This window comes from Streptomyces sp. NPDC030809, from assembly GCF_055572195.1.
Genome location: NZ_JBVIDV010000017.1, coordinates 78215 through 96075 on the forward strand (window position 1 = coordinate 78215; position 17861 = coordinate 96075).

Genomic DNA, 17861 nt, shown 5'->3' on the forward strand with positions numbered 1-17861 from the left:
CCCGAGGCCGGGGGCCCGAGGCCAGGGGCCGGGGGCCCGAGGCCAGGGGCCGGGGGCCCGAGGCCAGGGGCCGGGGGCCCGAGGCCGGGCCCGGGGGTTCCCGTGCGGCCGGGTGCTCAGTCCCCGCGCGGTTCCGTGAAGGCGCGGACCGCCTCGCGGAGGGCGGTCAGCGGGGCCGCCAGGGCGCTCACCGAGCCGAGGGCGCCGGCCACGGCCAGGAGGGAGCGCAGCAGCCGGGCCGGTTCCGCGGTGCCGCCCGCGGCCATCGCGCCCAGCGCGGCGAGCTCGTCCTCGGCGATGCCGCGTTCGGCGAACTCCCGCGGATGTGCGGCGAGTTCACGGCGCAGCCGGGACACCGCGAGGCGCAGCGCAGCCACCCTCGGGTCCCCGTCTCCCTTCCCCACGCGCTCGCGCACGCGGGCCAGTCAACCACGGCCGGGTGGTATCCAGGACCCATGGCACACACCCAGATCAGCGCGCCCCGCATCGCCGGCCTGCTGCTGGCCGCCGGGGGCGGCCGGCGGCTCGGCGGCCGCCCGAAGGCCCTGCTCGACTACCGCGGGCGGCCCCTGGTGGAGAACGCGGTCCGGGTCCTGCGGGCGGCCGGCTGCGAGCCGGTGCACGTGGTGCTCGGCGCCGCCGCGGCGGAGGTCCGGGAGCGGGCCGACCTGGCCGGCTGCGTACTCGTCGACAATCCGGACTGGTCCGAGGGCATGGGCTCCTCCCTGCGGGTGGGGCTGGCCTCCCTGGCCGGCAGCGGCGCCGAGGCGGCCCTGGTCTCCCTCGTCGACCAGCCGGGGATCGGACCGGAGGCGGTGGCCCGGGTGCGCGCGGCGTACCGCTCCCCCGGCACGCTGGCGGCGGCCGCGTACGGCGGGGAGCGCGGTCACCCGGTGCTCTTCGGCTCGGACCGCTGGCCGGACATCGCCGCCACCGCCACGGGTGACCGCGGTGCGCGCGTCCACCTGAGGAATCACGCCGCGGACCTCATCCTGGTGGAGTGCGGCGACATCGCGGAGGACTACGACATCGACACCCCGCCGGATCTGGCCCGGCTGGCCTGAGCGGGGCGTGACCGCAGTGGCACTGAGAGCCATACGAGAACCGGAATCTGTCGAGCCAGAGAATCTCGACATCAACAAACCATTGAACTTCCACGACGTGGAAATTACTATCCACTGGTCAGAAGCGCCCTGAACCCCAGACGGCGCCCGCGACCGTATCCCGGAACTCTCCACACCCTGCGGCACTGCGTGCCGTGCGCGAGCATTCCCGCGGCCGCCAGGCACCGCCGCTGAAGGAGTGACAGATATGTCAGCACCAGCGCCGTCCCCGCTGGCCATCGCCGATGCCGAGCCCCTGCCCCGGCAGGACGAGGTCCTCACCGAAGCGGCACTCGCCTTCGTGGCCGAGCTGCACCGGCGGTTCACCCCCCGCCGCGACGTGCTCCTCGCCCGCCGCGCCGAGCGCCGCGCCGAGATCGCCCGCACCTCCCACCTCGACTTCCTCCCGGAGACCGCACAGATCCGCGAGGGCGACTGGAAGGTGGCGCCGGCCCCGGCCGCGCTGAACGACCGCCGCGTGGAGATCACCGGTCCCACCGACCGCAAGATGACCATCAACGCCCTCAACTCGGGCGCGAAGGTCTGGCTCGCCGACTTCGAGGACGCCTCCGCTCCCACCTGGGAGAACGTCGTCCTCGGCCAGCTCAACCTGATCGACGCCTACGAGCGCCGCATCGACTTCACCGACCCGAAGTCGGGCAAGTCGTACGCCCTCAAGCCCGCCGAGGAGCTCGCGACCGTCGTGATGCGCCCCCGCGGCTGGCACCTGGAGGAGCGCCACCTGCAGATCGACGGCCGCTCCGTCCCGGGCGCCCTCGTGGACTTCGGCCTCTACTTCTTCCACAACGCGCAGCGCCTGATCGACCTCGGCAAGGGCCCGTTCTTCTACCTGCCGAAGACCGAGTCGCACCTGGAGGCCCGCCTCTGGAACGAGATCTTCGTCTTCGCCCAGGACTACGTGGGCATCCCGCAGGGCACCGTCCGCGCGACCGTCCTGATCGAGACCATCACCGCCGCGTACGAGATGGAGGAGATCCTCTACGAGCTGCGCGACCACGCCGCGGGCCTGAACGCCGGCCGCTGGGACTACCTCTTCTCCATCGTCAAGAACTTCCGCGACGGCGGCGAGAAGTTCGTGCTGCCGGACCGCAACGCGGTGACGATGACCGCCCCGTTCATGCGGGCGTACACCGAACTCCTCGTCCGCACCTGCCACAAGCGCGGCGCGCACGCCATCGGCGGCATGGCGGCCTTCATCCCGTCCCGCAAGGACGCCGAGGTGAACAAGGTCGCGTTCGAGAAGGTCAAGGCCGACAAGGACCGCGAGGCGGGCGACGGCTTCGACGGCTCGTGGGTGGCCCACCCGGACCTGGTGCCGATCGCCATGGCCTCCTTCGACGCGGTGCTCGGCGACAAGCCGAACCAGAAGGACCGGCTGCGCGAGGACGTCTCCGTCGCCCCCGGGGACCTGATCGCGATCGACTCGCTCGACGCGAAGCCCACCTTCGAGGGCCTGCGCAACGCGGTCCAGGTCGGCATCCGCTACATCGAGGCCTGGCTGCGCGGGCTGGGCGCCGTCGCCATCTTCAACCTGATGGAGGACGCGGCCACCGCCGAGATCTCGCGCTCGCAGATCTGGCAGTGGATCAACGCCGGAGTCGTCTTCGAGGACGGCCGGCTCGCCACCGCCGACCTCGCCCGCGAGGTGGCCGCCGCGGAACTCGCCGCGATCCGCGCCGAGATCGGCGAGGAGGCCTTCGCGGCCGGCAAGTGGCAGCAGGCCCACGACCTCCTCCTCCAGGTCTCCCTGGACGCCGACTACGCGGACTTCCTCACCCTCCCCGCGTACGACCAGCTCACCGGCTGACCCACCCGTCGGCTGACACGCACAGCAGCCGAACCCCGGCGCCCCCGCCGTCCCCGACGACGGGGGCACCGGCATGTCCGGGCCCGCTCCCGGGCGCTACGCGGCCCACTCCAGCAGGGTGTTCTCGATGAACCCCCGCAGCGCGTCGGCGGTGTGGAACACCCGGAACCCGTGGGACTCCAGGGCCGCCTGCACCTGACCCGTCGGCGCCGGGACCAGTGCCACCGGCGTCCCCACCTCCCCTTGAAGGCCCTGCGGCCACAGCGCCGCCGCCACGGTGATGGCCGCACCGGTCCGCGGATCGGTCACCTCCGCGTCGAGCTCCGGCTCGGCCAGCCCGCCCCCGGCGGCCACGGCCAGCAGCCGGGCCAGTCCGGGGACCTCGTCCTCCACGTCCCCGTCCGCCATCACCGCCACCGCACCGCCGGGAGCGGCGCCGACCGCCGGCGCACCGGTACGGGGCCCCAGGGCCAGCGGGGACGGACCGTCGTGCAGGGCGTCCAGGAACCGGTTGGCGGCGTCCGCCAGCAGCACCCTGCGGGCCTCCAGGAAGGCGGGGTAGTTCTCCACCTTCCACAGCCCGGGGTCGGTGGGGATCCACTGGGAGGCGAGCACGCCCGGCATCCTCGCCTCGATCTCCTCCAGGTACTCCGCCGCGTTCGCCGCGCCGATCTTCAGGTTCGTCCCCTGGGTCAGGAAGCAGAAGTTCGCCACCGCGTTGACCTGGTCGCGCGCGTAGCCGTACTTGTACAGCCGGGCCTTGGGGAAGATGTGGTGGACCTGGAGCGAGCTGAGCCGGCCCAGCATGTTGTCGCGGAGCGGCACCCCGCTCAGGAAGTCCTGGGCCCCGTGCACCCGCGTCAGCATGTACAGCATCGGATAGAAGCGGGCGCCCATGCTCGATCCGGTGAAGTCGTCCGGACGCACGTCGAGATCGCCCCGGCTCCGCCGCAGCACACCGATCAGCTGGTCCACGCCGCCCGCGTCCAGGGCCCTCAGGTCCTGGTTGAGGGCCGTCTCGGTGGCGCCGGTGTGACGGCCCCACAGGAAGCTGTGGACGTACCAGAAGAAGAGCCGGTCCCGCGTCATGGCATCGGGGAACGTCCCCCCGTTGGCCCGCATCAGACGGACCATCACCGGGAACGCGTACCGCCCGCTCAGCACCCGGCCGTGGTCGAGGCCGAGGCGGCCGCCGAGCGCCTCCAGCAGCTGGGAGACCGCCTCGATGCTGTGCACCAGGCTGCTCCGGAAGTCCTCGACGCTCACGTCCGCCAGCTTGGAGAACTGCGCCTCCCCGGTGGCTACGGCGTTCACGTTGCGCAGCAGCCAGTCGAGCTTGAAGTCGAAGCCGGCCTGCGCCCAGTCCGCCAGGGCCGTCTTCATGGTCGGCCGCGCGTCCGGCCAGGCGGCGCAGATGGCCGCGAGGGCCAGGTCGCCCTTGGACAGCTTGGTGCCGCCGGAGTTCACCCGGTTGAAGATCTCGACCACCACGTCCACGGTCTTGTCGGCCCCGGTGACCTCGTCGATGTGGACGATGCGGTCCTTGATCTGGAGGATCCGGCTGAGCCGGGAGAAGTGGGCCGACTGCTGTTCGGGCCCGGCACCCGTCGCCTGGACGATGTCGAACAGCCGGGCCGTCCCCTCGCAGAACAGCCGGGTCACGTCCACCCAGAGCGGGTTGTCCTTCATCTTGGTCGGGGCGTAGAACTCGAACACCTCGGCGTCGAGGTGGAAATGCAGCCCCTTGAGCACGTCCGGGTTCCCCTCGAAGAAGCGCGGCGGCTTCCCCCGGGTCACGCCGTACAGGGTGGAGACGCGCTGCTGGCCGTCGAGCAGCAGCTGGATGGTGCCGTCCTTGCCGGGCGCCCCTCCGCGGGTGTCCGCGGTCTCCGCCTTGGTGTGCCAGGTCAGCAGACCGCCGATCGGATAGTCGCGGTAGAGCGAGGCGAAGAACCCCCTGACCTGCTCGCGCGTCCACACGTAGCCGCGCTGGAACTCCGGGAGGGCGATGTCCCCCGACTCGACCTTGTCCAGCACCTGCGAGATCTGCATAAGCCCGCCTTTCACGCCTGGCGGATGCCCCCCACCAGTTCCTTGTCGATCACGGTCGAAACTAGCAGTGCTCCTGACGCTGCGTCGGGTGGGTGGCGGATCGGGGAGGGGGCCCGAACGAACGGTCGGACGTTACCCAAAAGTAACCTGCGGCTACCTAGCGGTAACAAACACGGGCGTGGCACCTTTCCGTTGCCACCGGCCGGCGGTTCCCCCACTTCCCCAGCCATGTGCCCGAGTTGACCGTTTTTTCGGGTACTGGCCGACCGCAGGAGTTCCGCTGTGATCGGAAACCGCACCTCCCGCACCGCCCGAACCTCCCCGCGCACCGCCCGGCTCGCCGCCTGTGCCGCGCTCGTCCTGCCGCTCGCCGCGACCGCCCTGGTCGGCACCGCGGCCGGGACGGCCGCCGCCAGTCCCGGGACCGGGCCGACCGCCGTCGTCTCCATGGGCGACAGCTACATCTCCGGCGAGGCCGGCCGCTGGAAGGGCAACAGCCTCACCAACAGCGGCAGCCGCAACGGCACCGACCGGGCCTGGGTCACCGGCAGCACGTACGACCCCGGCCGCGTGTACGGCACCACGGCCGCCAACGGCTGCCACCGCTCCGACTCCGCCGAGGTCAACAGCGCCGCCGGGATCGCCGACACGGCCGTCAACCTCGCCTGCTCCGGAGCCGTCACCGACAACGTCTTCCGGTCCTCGAACGGCGGGACGGCCTTCAAGGGCGAGGCCCCGCAGGCCGACCGGCTGGCCGCCGTGGCCGCCTCGCACAACGTCAAGATGATCACGCTGTCGATCGGCGGCAACGACCTGGGCTTCGCCGACATCATCTCGGAGTGCGCCTACGACTTCGTCCTGTGGGGCTCGTACTGCTACGACGACCAGCAGGAGCAGGTCGACGCGAAGATCGACGGGGTCATGGCCAAGGTCGGCAAGTCCGTCGACGAGATCCGTGCCGTGATGTCCGGCGCCGGATACGCGGCCGGGGACTACCGGATCGTGCTCCAGTCCTACCCCTCCCCCATCCCGCGGGGCCTGGAGAACCGCTACACGCAGAGCGACTGGAGCCGCTACAACACCGGCGGCTGCCCGTTCTGGAACAAGGACTCCGACTGGGCCCGCGACTCCCTCGTGCCGCAGATCGCGAACCGGCTCAAGGGCGTGGCCACCGCCAAGGGGATCCAGTTCCTGGACCTGCGCGACATGCTCCAGGGCCGCGAGGTCTGCGCCAAGGCCAGCAAGCAGGTGACCGCCACGGTGCCGCCGTCCGCCAAGACGAGCGAATGGGCGCGGTGGATCGACAACAACTCCACGCAGGGCCTGGTGCAGGAGTCCATGCACCCCAACCACTACGGCCAGCTGGCCCTGGGCCGCTGCCTGACCCTGTTCGCGGCCGACGCCTCCGGCAGCCGGTCCTGCAAGAACACGGCCGGGGCCGACCACACCGGCATGTACCTGGCGGCCACCCCGTAGCCGTACCGGCGGACGCGGGGGCGCGGACGGACCGGCGCGGACGCGCGCGGCACCGCCGCGCCGGCAGGACCGACGGGCGCGGCGGCCCCGCGCCCGTCACCCCTCCTGCAGCAGGGCCCGCAGACCCGCGCGGGCGCCCTCCGCGTACGCGCGGGTGTACCCGTCCTCCGTCAGCCGGGCGCGGAGGACCGATTCCGCGGGCGCCCGCCCCCGGCACCACAGGGCCGCCGCCCGCGGATCGCGCAGCAGCACCGCGCGGATCCGGTCGACGGCCCCCAGCAGCCGGGCGCCCTCCCGGTGCCGGCCGAGGTCCGTCTCCAGCGCGGCCAGCAGCTCGGCCCCGGCGGCCTGCCCCAGCAGGTCGCCGAGGAGCAGCTGGATGCCCAGCGCCCGCAGCAGTTCGGTCCGGGCCGCGTCCCACTGCGCCTCCCGGCGCAGCACCTGGGCGTACGCGTAGCTCTCCCAGGCACTGGCCCACGGGTCCGCGGGACCCACCGGCGGCCCGTCCTCCACCGGCACCGCCGCCGGGTCGGCCAGGGCCAGCGCCATCGTGTACGAAGCGGCCAGCACCGCCCGCCCGGGCCCGAACTCGGGCTCCGCCGGCAGCAGCTCCAGCGCCTCGCGGAACTCCGCCGCCGCGTCGGCGCAGCGCGAGTCCCACAGCGCCACCGTGCCGCGGGTGTGCGCCAGGAAGGCCACGCACGTGTCCTCCCCCTCCTGCACCGCGGCCGACCAGCCCTCGATGAGCAGCGGGTCCACCCCGTCCGACTCCCCCAGCAGGCCCAGGAGCCAGCCCGCCAGCCACAGCGCCCGGGCCGGGCGCGGCGCCGGATGCAGGGCCAGCGCCCGCTCCAGGTGCCGGCGGCCCTCCACGAGCAGGCCGCAGGCCGCCCAGAGGAACCAGAGCGCCACGGCGATCTCCAGGGCCGCCGCCGGGCCGGCCCCGCCCAGCGGGTTCATCGCCACCCGCAGGTCCGGCAGTTCCCGCAGGGCCAGTTCGCGCGCGTCGCGCTGGAGCCCGGCCCGCCACAGCTGCGCGGACCGCTCGGCCGTCAGCCGGAACCAGTCGTGGTGCCGCCGCGCGAGCTCCGCGTGGTCCCCCCGTACGAGCAGCAGCCGGGCGGCGTGCGCCCGTACGGACAGCGGCAGCCGGTGCCGGCCGCCCCCGGCGTCGAGCAGCAGCCCGGGGGCCAGCCGCCGCAGCGCCGCCCCCGCCTCCTCCCGGCTGAGGGCCCCGAACCCGCAGACGGTCTCCACCGCCGCCTGGTCGAAGGACCCGGCGAACACCGACAGCCGCTCCCAGAGCAGCCGCTCGGCGGGCGAGCACAGCCGGTGCGTACGTTCGGCGTCCCCCCGCGCCCCGCGGCCCGCGCCGCCCGCGAGGAACCGCAGCGGATCGGCCTCCACCCGGCGCAGGGCCTGCTCGGGTGCGTACTGGCGCAGGCGCCCGGCGGCCAGTTCGAGCGCGCCGGGTATGCCGTCGAGGGCGCGGCAGAGCCGGGCCACCGGCGCCGCGTTGCGGCGGTTCAGCTCGAAGTAGGGGTCCGCGCCCCGGGCCCGCTCGGCGAACAGCCGTACGGCGGGGTACGCGGCGGGATCCACGGCCTCGCCCTCACCCTCGGCGGGGGGCACGGCGAGCGGGGGGACGGGCAGGCAGACCTCGGGTTCGATGCCGAGCGGCCACTGCGAGGTGGCGAGGATCCGCAGCCGCGGGTGCCGGTCCAGCAGTCCGGCCACCAGTCCCGCGCAGGTCCCGCCCAGTTGCTCGCATCCGTCGAGGACGAGGAGCACGGACCGGTCGGCGGGCCGCTGCGCCGGGGATCCGGCCAGGCGTTCGACGAGTTCGTCCTCCAGTGCGGCCCAGCGGTCCTCGGGCAGCCCGGCGAGGTCGGCCCACACGGTCTCCGCCGCCCCGTGGCCGGCCCGGACCGCCCGGACCGCGAGCCGGGTCTTGCCGATACCTGCGGGGCCTGTGAGAGTGACCAGGCGGCCGGCGGCGAGCAGTGCGGCCGTGGCGGCCAGCTCGTGCTCTCGGCCCACGAAACTGGACGGCTCCGCGGGTACGGAGGCGCGCACGCCCCCTGGGGACTCGCCCACACTTCCTCCCGCTGCTCACGAAGATGCACGCAACAACCCCCGTGCCGCGTCGAATGCACCAAAGAGAGATCATCGGCTGTCACACCGGTCCCCTCGCCTGCGGCCGGGAGAACCACCAGGGAAGGGTATGCACTCAGCCAATTCCGCCATGGACGACATGGACCGGGCGCTGGTCCATGCACTCCAGCTCGCGCCCCGGGCCAGCTGGGAGCGGCTGGCACCGGTGCTCGGGGCCCGTCCCGACACCCTCGCGCGCCGCTGGGAGCGGCTGACCGCCTCCGGCGACGCGTGGATCTCGGGCCTGGGGCTGCGTACGGGGCACCACCAGCCCTGCATGGCGTGGGTCGAGCTCGGCTGCACCCCCGGCAGCGCGCCGGCGGTGGGGCGGGCCCTGACGGACGACCCGCACACGCTGGGCCTGGAGCACGTCACCGGCTCCCGGGACCTGCTGGCCTTCGTCGCCGTACCGGACCTGCACGCCCTCTACCGCTACCTGTCGCTGCGCGTGCAGCGGATACCGGGGGTCGTCACCACCCGGACCTCGATGGTGACGACCGTGCACCACGCACCCGACCGGTGGCGGCTGGACCAGCTGAACCCGGCCCAGGTGGCCCGGCTGACCGGCCGGCCGCTGCGGCCGCAGGCCCCCGCCGGGACCGGGTCGGTGCTCCTCACCGAAGAGGACCGGGCCCTGGTGCTGGCGCTGGCCTCGGACGCCCGGCGCAGCGTGGCCTCGCTGGCCCGGGAGTCCGGGATGAGCGAGTCGACCGTACGGCGGCGGCTGGCCCGCCTGGAGGCCGGGCACGGCCTGCGGTTCAGCTGTGCGCTGGCCGCCCGGCTGTCGGGCTGGCCGGTCTCGGCGACCGTGTGGGCCGAGGTGGCCGAGTACGAGGTGGCCGACTGCGCGGCGGCGGCCGCGGGCATCCGCGAGACCCGCATGTGCATGTCCGTCAGCGGACCGTGGAACTTCATGATCAGCGCCCGGCTGCGGGCCGTCGAGGAGCTGTCCCGGTACACCGCCGAGCTGCTGCGCCGGCTCCCCGGCCTGCGGATCACGGACACCGCGGTGGCCCTGCGCACCCGCAAGTCCGAGGCCCAGGTGCTGGACCAGGCGGGCCGCCGGGTGCGGTGCGTGACCCCGGACATCTGGGCGGACCCGGCTCCCGGCGCCGGCGACGGCGAGGCGGAGCCGGGTCCGTTACGCAGCTGGGCGGCCTGAGGCGGGCGACCGGCGGCCGGTCGCGCGGACCGGCCGGCTCCGTGCAGGACCGCCCGTTCCGTTCACGACCGCCCGTCCGTGCACGACCGCCCGTCCAGTGCAGGACCGGCCCGTTCAGTGCAGGACCGGGGCCGGCTCCGGAGTCCCGGCGGTACGGCGCGCACCGAGGTGGTTGAAGGCCAGGTTGAGCCCGATCGCCACCAGGCAGCCCGTGCTGATGCCCGAGTCGAGCACGACGAGCAGGTCCTCGGGGAAGGCGTGGTAGAAGTCCGGGGCGGCGATCGGGATCAGGCCGACACCGACCGAGGCGGCGACGATCAGGGCGTTCTCGCCCTTCTCCATGGCCGCGCCGGCGAGGGTCTGGATGCCGCTGGCGGCGACCGAGCCGAACAGGACGATCCCCGCACCGCCGAGCACCGGCAGCGGGACCAGGGCGATGACCGAGGCGGCGGCCGGGCACAGGCCCAGCAGGATCAGGATGCCGCCGCCGGCCGCGACGACGAACCGGCTGCGCACCTTGGTCATGGCGACCAGGCCGATGTTCTGGGCGAACGCGCTGCACATGAAGCCGTTGAAGAGCGGGCTGAGGGCGCTGCCGAGGGTGTCGGCGCGCAGGCCGCCCGCGATGGTCTGCTCGTCGGCGGGCCGGCCCACGATCTTCCCGAGGGCCAGGATGTCGGCGGTGGACTCGGTCATGCAGACGAGCATCACGATGCACATGGAGACGATCGCGGCGACCTGGAACTGCGGGGCCCCGAAGTGGAAGGGGGTCGGGAAGCCCACGAGGTCGGCCTCGCCCAGCCCGTCGAGACGTGTCATGCCGAAGGGCAGCGCGAGCAGGGTGCCGGCCACCAGGCCGAGCAGGATGGCGATCTGCTGGAGGAACCCGCGCAGCAGGCGGCGCAGGGCCAGGACGATGAGCAGGGTGGCGGCGGCCAGTCCGATGTTGCCGAGGGAGCCGTAGTCGGCGGCCGTCCGGTTGCCGCCCTGGGACCAGTTGAAGGCCACGGGCAGCAGGGAGACGCCGATGAGGGTGATGACGGTCCCGGTGACCACGGGCGGGAAGAAGCGGACCAGCCGGCCGAAGTAGGGGGCGAGGAGGAAGCCGAGGAGTCCGGCGACGATGATCGCGCCGAAGATGACGGGGATGGCGTCGGCGCCCTGCCCCTTGCCTATGGCGATCATGGGGGTCACCCCGGCGAACGAGACCCCGTTGACGAAGGGCAGCCGGGCGCCGACCTTCCAGAAGCCGAGGGTCTGGAGCAGGGTGGCGAGACCGGCGGTGAAGAGCGAGGCGCCCATGAGGAAGGCGGTCTCGGTGGCGGAGAGGCCGACGGCCGGTCCGACGATCATGGGCGGGGCCACCACGCCCGCGTACATCGCGGCCACGTGCTGGAGACCGCTGGTGAACATCTTCAGCGGAGGCAGGGTCTCGTCGACCGGGTGCGTCTCCCCTGGTACAGCGACTGCGTCTTTGCGAAACCTGGGCATTGCGGCCACGGCTTCCTCCGGTCGGTTAACACGTCGGCAGGGACGTGGGTGTCAGGGAGGTGGTGCAGGTGCGGTGCGGCGCGTCGATACGTGAAGCGGTCGTGCGGTGATGCGGTCGTGCGGTGGAACGTGCGTACGGCGATGCGGTCTTACGGCGACTCGCACGTACAGCGGTGCGTGCGTACGGCGATGTGCGCGTACGGCGGTGCGTACGGCGGTGCGTGCGTACGGCCGTACGGGGCGCCGGCGCGCCCGGATCGGGGCATGCCGAGGCCGGGGGGTGCCGTCACGAGTGCGGCACCCCCCGGCCCGGCCGCCGCGGACCCCGCTCGGGTCCGCGGCCACCGGCCGGAGGCCGTCCCCCCCGGCCGGATTCCGTGGGGGATCAGCCCTGCGCGGCGATCCGCGCGAGGCGCTGCGCCTCTTCCCGCGTGGACACGGCGATGGCGTCCTCGTCCGCGGTCAGCAGGCGGTTGTTCTCCACGATCTGCTTGCCGTTGACGAACGAGGCCGTCACCGGGGCGGCCGCACCGAAGACCAGGGCGGTCACCGGGTCGGCGATCGAGGAGTGCAGGAAGGTGGAGAGGTTCCAGAGCACCAGGTCGGCGAGCTTGCCGACCTCCAGCGAACCGATGTTGTCGGCGCGGCCGAGGACCTGGGCGCCGCCGTACGTGCCGAGGCGCAGCGACTGGCGGGCGTTGAGCGCGGCCTCGCGGTGCACCGGGTTCAGGCGGTTGATCAGGAGGGCGTTGCGGAGCTCGGTGTGCAGTTCACCGGACTCGTTGGAGGCGGTGCCGTCCACGCCGAGGCCGACCGGGACGCCGGCGGCCAGCATGTCCGGTACCCGGGCGATGCCGGCGGCCAGACGGGCGTTGGACGAGGGGCAGTGCGCCACACCGGTCTTGGTCCGGGCGAACGCGGCGATGTCGGAGTCGTTCATGTGGACGCTGTGCGCCATCCACACGTCCTCGCCGAGCCAGCCGGTCGACTCGAAGTAGTCGGTCGGGCCCATGCCGAAGAGCTCGTGGCAGAACTTCTCCTCCTCGACCGTCTCGCTGCCGTGGGTGTGCATGCGCACGCCCAGGCGGCGGGCCAGCTCGGCGCCCTGCTTGAGCAGCTCGGTGGAGACGGAGAAGGGGGAGCAGGGGGCGACGGCGACCTGGGTCATGGAGTCGAAGGAGGCGTCGTGGAACTTCTTGACGGTCGCCTCGGTGTCGGCCAGCGCGCCTTCGAGGGTCTCGACGGCGTGGTCCGGCGGCAGGCCGCCGTCCTTCTCGCTGCGGTCCATGGAGCCGCGGGCCAGGGTGAAGCGGACGCCCATCTCGGAGGCGGCGCGGATGATCGCGCCGGAGAGGTCGCCGGCCCCCTTCGGGAACACGTAGTGGTGGTCCATCGCGGTGGTGACACCGCCGCGGGCCATGGCGGCGAGGGAGCCCTGCGCGGCCGAGTACGCCATCTGCTCGTCGATGCGCGCCCAGGTCGGGTAGAGCGCCACGAGCCAGTTGAAGAGGTTGTGGTCGGTCGCCAGGCCGCGGGTGATCCACTGGTAGAAGTGGTGGTGCGTGTTGACCAGGCCGGGCGTCACGAGGTGGCCGGTGCCGTCGATGCGACGTACGACGTTCTCGAGGTTCTCGGGGGCCCTGCCCGCGCCGATGGCCTCGATCCTGTTGCCGGCGATGACGATGTGACCCGAGGCGTACTCGGTGTCGTCCGCGTCGACGGTCGCGATCGCACAGTTCTCGATGACGATGCGCTCGACCGCGCTGTCAGTGGCTGCCATGGGGCTTCCTCGTGCTTTCAGTGGCGGTGCGGGCACGGCAGGACCCAGGGGATTTGAGTGCCGAAACCGGGGGCCTGACAGCTGACAGTACTGCCGCCCCGTGTGATGCTCCGGGTGCCGAGTTCGGGAAGTTCGATGGTGTTGCTGCGGGGGACGCGCCCCGGGGCCACTGCGGTGCCCCGGGACGCGGAGGCCTCACTCAGAGGTTGGTCATGTCCACCGGGATGCGGGCGTCGGCGCCGTCGCGGAGGATCGTCGCCTCGATCAGGCCGTACGGGCGGTCCGCGGCGAAGTAGACCTCGTTGTCGTTCTTGAGCCCGAAGGGCTCCAGGTCGACGAGGAAGTGGTGCTTGTTCGGGAGCGAGAAGCGGACCTCGTCGATCTCCGAACGGTGGTTGATGATCCGCGAACCCATCTGGTACAGGGTCTGCTGGAGCGAGAGGGAGTAGGTCTCGGCGAAGGCTTCCAGCATGTGCTTGCGGGTGGCCTCGTAGGACTTCTCCCAGTTGGGCATCCGCTGCTCGTCGTCGGTCCAGTTGAACCGCCAGCGGCCCGACACCTGGGTGGCCAGGATGCGGTCGTACGCCTCCTGCAGGGTCGTGTACTTGTCCTTCACGTAGCCCCAGAACTCCGAGTTGGTGGAGTTCATGACGATCAGGTCCTTGAGGCCGGAGATGACCTCCCAGTTCCGGCCGTCGTACGTGATCTGGGTGACGCGGGTCTCCTGGCCCTTGCGGACGAAGGAGTGCTTGACCTCGTCGGCGCCGATGAACTTGGAGTTGGCGTCCGAGGTCTGGATCCGCTCCCAGGCGTACTCCTCGATGCGGATGCGCGCCCGGTGGATCGGCTCCTGGCTGCCTACGAACCAGCGCGCCAGGTGGATGCCGAACTGCTCGGCGGACTCGATGCCGTACTCCTTGGCGAACGCGTACACCGTGTTCTTGGTGGTGTCCGTCGGGAGGACGTTCGCGTTCGAGCCGGAGTAGTGGACGTCGTCCATGTCGCCGGAGAGGGCGACCGAGACGTTCAGGTCCTTGATGTGGTGGGTGTCGCCGTCCCGCGTGATCTTGACGACGCGGTTCTCTGCTTTGCCGTACTGGTTCTGGCCGAGAATCGTGGGCATGGTCTGCTAGCTCCCTCGGTAAACGGAGTAGCCGAACGGGTTGAGCAGCAGCGGTACGTGGTAGTGCTCGCCCGGGTTCACCGAAAACGTGAGGGTGACCTCGGGGAAAAACGCACCGCTGTCCCTTACGCGGGGGGCGTCCTGCTGCGCCTCGGCGGCTTGCTTCTTGGCGAAGTACGCCTCGGTCTCGAAGTCGAGGCGTACGTGGGTGGTGCCCTCCGGCAGTGCCGGGAGGTCCTTGCAGCGGCCGTCCGCGTCGGTGGCGCTGCCGCCCAGGGCGGTCCACTCGGCGTCGAAGCCGGAGCGGGCCGACAGGGTGATGGCGACGCCCTCGGCGGGGCGGCCGATGCTGGTGTCCAGGATGTGCGTGGACACCGACGCAGTGGTCGCGGTGCTCATGGTCACTCTCCTTCTGCGAGTCGGGTCAGTCGGATCCGGTTGATCTTGACGAGCTCTCCGCGGGCGATCTCCCGCTCGACCTCGGCAGTGTTCTCGATCCGGACCTTGACCGCGTCCCGCATCTGCTCACCGGTCGCACCGGTGGCGCAGATCAGGAAGACGTGGCCGAACTTGTCCTGGTAGGCCAGGTTCAGTTCGAGCAGTTCCGCCTTGAGCTCCTCGGAGGCCCCGGCCATGCCGCGCTGCTCGCGCGCGGAGGTCGGGTCTCCCGGCTTCGGCCGGCCGATCGGCGGGTGGCCTGCCATGGCCTCTTCCAGGTCCGCGGCGGTGAGCTCGGCCATGGCGGCGTCGCTGGCGGCGAACAGGGCGTCGACGGTGGCGAACGGCCGCTGGGCGAGGAGCTTGCTCCCCCAGGCCGAACTGGCACACACCTCGTGGAGCTCGGCCTCGGCCTCGGCATCCACCAGGGTGTTGAACCGGGCGAGGCCCGGTGTCGGACTCGAAGTCACGGGAAGCCTCCGTGGCCTTGTTGCTTGGACGGGCTGGGAGTAGCTAACGCCCTCCACAACACCGCGTCAACACTTTGTTGAAACTTCCCGTACACAAAAGCCGCCGCCCGGTCGATTCGGGCGGCGGCTCGTGACGGCGGGTGACTCCGGCGTCACCCTTGGCTGTTCTTGTTGGGATTTTCCCTGTTCAGGTAGTTGTAGACCGTGAAGCGGCTCACGCCCAGGGCCCCGGCGACGGTCTCCACGCCGTGGCGTACGGCGAAGGCGCCCCGGGCTTCCAGTATGCGCACCACGTCCTGCTTGGCCTTGCGGTCCAGCTGGGCCAGCGGCACGCCGTGGCGGCGCTCCAGCGCGGCCAGGATGTGGTCCAGCGAGTCGGAGAGCTGCGGCAGCCGCACCGCCAGCAGGTCCTGACCCTCCCAGGCCAGGACCACGTCGTCGGCGCCGGCCTGGGCCGGATCCATGAGCTCGCCGCCCATCGCGTCCACCAGCGGTTTGACCGCGGCGACGAACGGGTGGTCGCGGGGCTCGGTCATCTGCCCTCCTCCGGGATCACGTTGACCTGGAGCGAAACCCGGGTGGCACCGGCCCCCAGCGCATCGCGCAGCAGCGCGGACACCGCGGCCAGGACCTCGTCGGCGCCACCCTCGGCGGTGTTGCCGAACGGGCCGACGTCCACCGCGTCCAGCTGGGCCTTCTGGATGACCTCGCGGGCGGCCACGGCATGGGCGGGGGCCTCTTCGAGGTCGAAGGGCTCGGTCGTGAACTCCACTCTCAATCGCACCCGGTCAAGCTACCCCGAGGTAGACAAATTCCGGCAGCCCCCACTTGACAAGGGCGCCGATGTGCTTGCAACCTTCCATCAAGCAGAAAACAACTTCCGCAATACGGAAGGAGCGCACACCCCTCATGGGATACACGGACCAGCGCTTCGATGTGAACCTGTCGATCCTCTTCACGGAACTCCCGCTCCTGGAGCGCCCCGCGGCCGCCGCCGCGGCGGGCTTCACCGCGGTCGAGCTGTGGTGGCCCTGGATCGAGACCCCCACCCCCGCTCAGGAAGAGCTGGACGCCCTCAAGAAGGCTCTTGAGGACGCCGGCACCCAGCTGGTGGGCCTGAACTTCTACGCCGGACAGCTGCCGGGACCGGACCGCGGTGCGGTCTCCGTACCCGGCGAGGAGTCGGAGCGCTTCCGCGCGAACATCGACGTGGCCGCGGACTTCGCGGCGTCGGTGGGCTGCAAGGCGCTCAACGCCCTGTACGGCAACCGCGTCGAAGGCGTGGACCCGGCCGTGCAGGACGAACTCGCCCTGGAGAACCTGGTGCTCGCGGCCCGCGCCGCGGACCGCGTCGGCGCGATCCTCCTGATCGAGACGCTGAACAAGCCCGAGTCGCCGCTCTACCCGCTGGTGAGCGCCCCGTCCGCGATCGAGATCGTGGACAAGGTGAACGAGGCGACCGGTCTCGGGAACGCCAAGTTCCTGCTCGACCTGTACCACCTGGCGATGAACGACGAGGACCTCTCCGAGGTCATCGAAAAGTACGCCGCCAAGACCGGCCACGTCCAGATCGCGGACAAGCCGGGACGGGGTGCCCCCGGCACCGGCGAGCTGCCCCTCGAGGACCTCCTCGACCAGCTCCGCAAGGCCGGCTACCAGGGCTTTGTCGGCCTGGAGTACAAGGCCGCCGACGCGGCCGCGTCCTTCGACTGGCTGCCCGCCGAGGCCCGCACGGCCAAGTAAGTCCGGGCGAAGGCCCAGACACCACTCGCACTTTTCGTACGAAGCTTCAGAGAAGGACCCTCGTCATGAGCACTCTCCCCAAGATCGCGTGGATCGGTCTCGGCATCATGGGCTCCCCCATGTCCGAGAACCTCCTGAAGGCCGGCTACTCGGTCACCGGCTTCACCCTGGAGCAGGACAAGCTCGACCGCCTGGCCGCCGCCGGCGGCACCGCGGCGGGCTCCATCGCCGAGGCCGTCAAGGACGCCGACGTCATCATCACGATGGTGCCCGCCTCCCCGCAGGTCGAGGCCATCTCCTACGGCCCCGAGGGCATCCTGGAGAACGCCAAGTCCGGCGCCCTGGTCATCGACATGTCGTCGATCACCCCGCAGACCTCGGTCGACCTGGCGAAGAACGCCGCCGAGAAGGGCATCCGCGTCATCGACGCCCCGGTGTCCGGCGGCGAGGCCGGCGCCATCGAGGCCGTACTGTCGATCATGGTGGGTGGCGAGCAGGCGGACTTCGACGAGGCCCTCCCGATCCTCGAGGCCCTCGGCAAGGTCATCGTCCTGTGCGGTCCGCACGGCTCCGGCCAGACGGTGAAGGCCGCCAACCAGCTCATCGTCGCGGTCAACATCCAGGCCTGCGCCGAGGCCGTCGTCTTCCTGGAGAAGTCCGGCGTGAACCTCCAGGCCGCCCTGGACGTCCTCAACGGCGGTCTGGCCGGCTCCACGGTCCTGACCCGCAAGAAGGGCAACTTCCTGAACCGCGACTTCAAGCCCGGCTTCCGGATCGACCTGCACCACAAGGACATGGGCATCGTCACCGACGCCGCCCGCAACGTCGGTGCGGCCCTCCCGGTCGGCGCGGTCGTCGCCCAGCTGGTCGCCTCGCTGCGCGCCCAGGGTGACGGCGGGCTGGACCACTCGGCCCTGCTCCGCGCCGTCGAGCGCCTCTCCGGCGCCCAGGTCTGAGACCTGCCTCCCCTCCGGGGGACCTGAGTTTCCGGATGGCACCGGTGCTGACACCTGTCCTGTCGCGCCCAAGCGCCGGTGCCGT

The 17861-nt window shown here is 71.8% G+C and carries 16 protein-coding genes; 6 read left to right on the top strand and 10 right to left on the bottom strand.

The genetic code is table 11. The features are described from left to right. Positions 1 to 116: 116 nt before the first annotated feature. The gene (locus ACZ407_RS22585; RefSeq protein WP_468131107.1) at positions 117 to 404 is read right to left on the bottom strand and encodes a DUF5955 family protein; all 288 of its coding nucleotides are present in this window, start codon (positions 402 to 404) and stop codon (positions 117 to 119) included. A 51-nt stretch (positions 405 to 455) separates the two neighbouring features. Here ACZ407_RS22585 and ACZ407_RS22590 point away from each other — a divergent pair, with 51 nt between their 5' ends. Together ACZ407_RS22590 and aceB are read left to right on the top strand one after the other, a co-directional pair. Then, positions 456 to 1064 (top strand): nucleotidyltransferase family protein, encoded by a 609-nt coding sequence (locus ACZ407_RS22590; protein ID WP_468130930.1) that lies wholly within the window; start codon positions 456 to 458, stop codon positions 1062 to 1064. A 247-nt stretch (positions 1065 to 1311) separates the two neighbouring features. Next, positions 1312 to 2931: a malate synthase A gene (gene aceB / locus ACZ407_RS22595; protein WP_468130932.1), complete on the top strand. Its 1620-nt coding sequence runs from the start codon at positions 1312 to 1314 to the stop codon at positions 2929 to 2931. Positions 2932 to 3027: 96 nt separating this feature from the next. On the opposite strand, the gene ACZ407_RS22600 is transcribed toward aceB, so the two are convergent. Further along, positions 3028 to 4983: a GmrSD restriction endonuclease domain-containing protein gene (locus tag ACZ407_RS22600; protein ID WP_468130934.1), complete on the bottom strand. Its 1956-nt coding sequence runs from the start codon at positions 4981 to 4983 to the stop codon at positions 3028 to 3030. Between the two features lie 282 nt (positions 4984 to 5265). On the opposite strand from ACZ407_RS22600, the gene ACZ407_RS22605 reads away from it, so the two are divergent. Further along, positions 5266 to 6459, top strand: a complete 1194-nt coding sequence (locus tag ACZ407_RS22605) for a GDSL-type esterase/lipase family protein (RefSeq protein ID WP_468130936.1) — start codon at positions 5266 to 5268, stop codon at positions 6457 to 6459. A gap of 96 nt (positions 6460 to 6555) precedes the next feature. Here ACZ407_RS22605 and ACZ407_RS22610 read toward each other — a convergent pair whose 3' ends face one another. After that, positions 6556 to 8556, bottom strand: a complete 2001-nt coding sequence (locus ACZ407_RS22610) for an ATP-binding protein (protein ID WP_468130938.1) — start codon at positions 8554 to 8556, stop codon at positions 6556 to 6558. A 127-nt stretch (positions 8557 to 8683) separates the two neighbouring features. Here ACZ407_RS22610 and ACZ407_RS22615 point away from each other — a divergent pair, with 127 nt between their 5' ends. Further along, a complete protein-coding gene (locus tag ACZ407_RS22615) occupies positions 8684 to 9775 on the top strand; it encodes an Lrp/AsnC family transcriptional regulator (RefSeq protein ID WP_468130940.1) in 1092 nt (363 codons plus the stop codon). 114 nt (positions 9776 to 9889) lie between these two features. On the opposite strand, the gene ACZ407_RS22620 is transcribed toward ACZ407_RS22615, so the two are convergent. The 7 genes from ACZ407_RS22620 to ACZ407_RS22650 form a co-directional block, all read right to left on the bottom strand. Beyond that, positions 9890 to 11275: a nucleobase:cation symporter-2 family protein gene (locus tag ACZ407_RS22620; RefSeq protein WP_468130942.1), complete on the bottom strand. Its 1386-nt coding sequence runs from the start codon at positions 11273 to 11275 to the stop codon at positions 9890 to 9892. A gap of 376 nt (positions 11276 to 11651) precedes the next feature. Further along, on the bottom strand, positions 11652 to 13046 hold the full coding sequence (locus tag ACZ407_RS22625) for an 8-oxoguanine deaminase (RefSeq protein WP_468130944.1): 1395 nt from the start codon (positions 13044 to 13046) through the stop codon (positions 11652 to 11654). A gap of 199 nt (positions 13047 to 13245) precedes the next feature. Continuing rightward, positions 13246 to 14169: a factor-independent urate hydroxylase gene (pucL, locus tag ACZ407_RS22630; RefSeq protein WP_468130946.1), complete on the bottom strand. Its 924-nt coding sequence runs from the start codon at positions 14167 to 14169 to the stop codon at positions 13246 to 13248. Positions 14170 to 14175: 6 nt separating this feature from the next. Then, on the bottom strand, positions 14176 to 14568 hold the full coding sequence (gene uraH / locus ACZ407_RS22635; RefSeq protein ID WP_226739300.1) for a hydroxyisourate hydrolase: 393 nt from the start codon (positions 14566 to 14568) through the stop codon (positions 14176 to 14178). A gap of 2 nt (positions 14569 to 14570) precedes the next feature. Continuing rightward, positions 14571 to 15077, bottom strand: coding sequence for a 2-oxo-4-hydroxy-4-carboxy-5-ureidoimidazoline decarboxylase (uraD, locus tag ACZ407_RS22640; protein ID WP_468130948.1), 507 nt, complete (start codon positions 15075 to 15077; stop codon positions 14571 to 14573). Between the two features lie 152 nt (positions 15078 to 15229). After that, positions 15230 to 15613: a helix-turn-helix domain-containing protein gene (locus ACZ407_RS22645; protein WP_468130950.1), complete on the bottom strand. Its 384-nt coding sequence runs from the start codon at positions 15611 to 15613 to the stop codon at positions 15230 to 15232. Next, on the bottom strand, positions 15610 to 15861 hold the full coding sequence (locus tag ACZ407_RS22650) for a YkoF family thiamine-binding protein (RefSeq protein WP_468130952.1): 252 nt from the start codon (positions 15859 to 15861) through the stop codon (positions 15610 to 15612). Before ACZ407_RS22650 ends, ACZ407_RS22645 begins: the two co-directional genes overlap by 4 nt. A gap of 125 nt (positions 15862 to 15986) precedes the next feature. Here ACZ407_RS22650 and ACZ407_RS22655 point away from each other — a divergent pair, with 125 nt between their 5' ends. Beyond that, on the top strand, positions 15987 to 16820 hold the full coding sequence (locus ACZ407_RS22655; RefSeq protein WP_468130954.1) for a TIM barrel protein: 834 nt from the start codon (positions 15987 to 15989) through the stop codon (positions 16818 to 16820). A 65-nt stretch (positions 16821 to 16885) separates the two neighbouring features. Next, a complete protein-coding gene (locus tag ACZ407_RS22660) occupies positions 16886 to 17776 on the top strand; it encodes a 2-hydroxy-3-oxopropionate reductase (RefSeq protein WP_468130956.1) in 891 nt (296 codons plus the stop codon). Positions 17777 to 17861: the final 85 nt, after the last annotated feature.

Coding starts and splice junctions, on each gene's coding strand:
- ACZ407_RS22600 (WP_468130934.1), bottom strand. CDS start 4,983: ATGCAGATCTCGCAGGTGCTGGACAAGGTCGAGTCGGGGGACATCGCC.
- ACZ407_RS22590 (WP_468130930.1), top strand. CDS start 456: ATGGCACACACCCAGATCAGCGCGCCCCGCATCGCCGGCCTGCTGCTG.
- ACZ407_RS22660 (WP_468130956.1), top strand. CDS start 16,886: ATGAGCACTCTCCCCAAGATCGCGTGGATCGGTCTCGGCATCATGGGC.
- ACZ407_RS22655 (WP_468130954.1), top strand. CDS start 15,987: ATGGGATACACGGACCAGCGCTTCGATGTGAACCTGTCGATCCTCTTC.
- ACZ407_RS22625 (WP_468130944.1), bottom strand. CDS start 13,046: ATGGCAGCCACTGACAGCGCGGTCGAGCGCATCGTCATCGAGAACTGT.
- ACZ407_RS22615 (WP_468130940.1), top strand. CDS start 8,684: ATGCACTCAGCCAATTCCGCCATGGACGACATGGACCGGGCGCTGGTC.
- pucL (WP_468130946.1), bottom strand. CDS start 14,169: ATGCCCACGATTCTCGGCCAGAACCAGTACGGCAAAGCAGAGAACCGC.
- uraH (WP_226739300.1), bottom strand. CDS start 14,568: ATGAGCACCGCGACCACTGCGTCGGTGTCCACGCACATCCTGGACACC.
- aceB (WP_468130932.1), top strand. CDS start 1,312: ATGTCAGCACCAGCGCCGTCCCCGCTGGCCATCGCCGATGCCGAGCCC.
- ACZ407_RS22645 (WP_468130950.1), bottom strand. CDS start 15,613: ATGACCGAGCCCCGCGACCACCCGTTCGTCGCCGCGGTCAAACCGCTG.